We start from the raw sequence: 990 nt of genomic DNA on the forward strand, positions 1-990 counted from the left end.
TGGTGTACCTTAAGGGATTCGAACCCCTGACCCACGGCTTAGAAGGCCGTTGCTCTATCCAGCTGAGCTAAAGATACACATCAAACAATTATTATTTTAAATGTTTCTTAACATTTTGTCAAGTGTTTTTACTTAACATTTTAAATGTTTTGTGGAGCGGGTACCGGGAATCGAACCCGGGTATCCAGCTTGGAAGGCTGGTGTTCTACCATTGAACTACACCCGCATATTGGAGCGGAAGACGGGACTCGAACCCGCAACTTTCACCTTGGCAAGGTGACACTCTACCATTGAGTCACTCCCGCATTTTAATATTAAATTTAATTGGTGCAGATGAAGGGAGTCGAACCCCCACGCCGTAGGCGCTAGATCCTAAGTCTAGTGCGTCTGCCAATTCCGCCACATCTGCAAATTAAATTTGGTGATCTGCCAGGGAATCGAACCCTGGACACCGTGATTAAAAGTCACGTGCTCTACCGACTGAGCTAGCAAATCATATTAAATAAATTTTGTGGTGATCTGCCAGGGAATCGAACCCTGGACACCGTGATTAAAAGTCACGTGCTCTACCGACTGAGCTAGCAAATCACATTTTGGCTGGGATAGCAGGATTCGAACCTGCGAATGACGGAGTCAAAGTCCGTTGCCTTACCGCTTGGCGATATCCCAAAATATGGGGTGAGCGACGAGACTCGAACTCGCGACACCCAGAGCCACAATCTGGTGCTCTACCAACTGAACTACGCCCACCATATGGTGTACCTTAAGGGATTCGAACCCCTGACCCACGGCTTAGAAGGCCGTTGCTCTATCCAGCTGAGCTAAAGATACACAGTAAAAACAAAATTTATTTTAATTACTTTTAAATATTTTGTCAAGTATTTTTTTACTTAACTTTTAAAAGTTTTGTGGAGCGGGTACCGGGAATCGAACCCGGGTATCCAGCTTGGAAGGCTGGTGTTCTACCATTGAACTACACCCGCATATTGG

The 990-nt window shown here is 45.7% G+C and carries 10 tRNA genes; all 10 read right to left on the minus strand.

Annotated elements, in window-relative coordinates:
- The 10 genes from AC4FQV_RS11850 to AC4FQV_RS11895 all read right to left on the minus strand — a co-directional run bounded on the left by AC4FQV_RS11850 (position 1) and on the right by AC4FQV_RS11895 (position 983).
- A tRNA-Arg gene (locus AC4FQV_RS11850) sits at positions 1–77 on the minus strand.
- A gap of 75 nt (positions 78–152) precedes the next feature.
- Positions 153–226 (minus strand) — tRNA-Gly (locus AC4FQV_RS11855).
- Positions 227–230: 4 nt separating this feature from the next.
- Positions 231–305: transfer RNA gene (locus AC4FQV_RS11860), tRNA-Gly, on the minus strand.
- A gap of 20 nt (positions 306–325) precedes the next feature.
- A tRNA-Leu gene (locus tag AC4FQV_RS11865) sits at positions 326–409 on the minus strand.
- Between the two features lie 10 nt (positions 410–419).
- A tRNA-Lys gene (locus AC4FQV_RS11870) sits at positions 420–495 on the minus strand.
- 17 nt (positions 496–512) lie between these two features.
- Positions 513–588, minus strand: a tRNA-Lys gene (locus tag AC4FQV_RS11875).
- Positions 589–594: 6 nt separating this feature from the next.
- Positions 595–669, minus strand: a tRNA-Gln gene (locus AC4FQV_RS11880).
- 5 nt (positions 670–674) lie between these two features.
- Positions 675–750, minus strand: a tRNA-His gene (locus tag AC4FQV_RS11885).
- Between the two features lie 4 nt (positions 751–754).
- Positions 755–831: transfer RNA gene (locus tag AC4FQV_RS11890), tRNA-Arg, on the minus strand.
- Positions 832–909: 78 nt separating this feature from the next.
- Positions 910–983, minus strand: a tRNA-Gly gene (locus AC4FQV_RS11895).
- Positions 984–990 lie beyond the last annotated feature (7 nt).

Source organism: Clostridium sp. TJA038 (assembly GCF_058310255.1).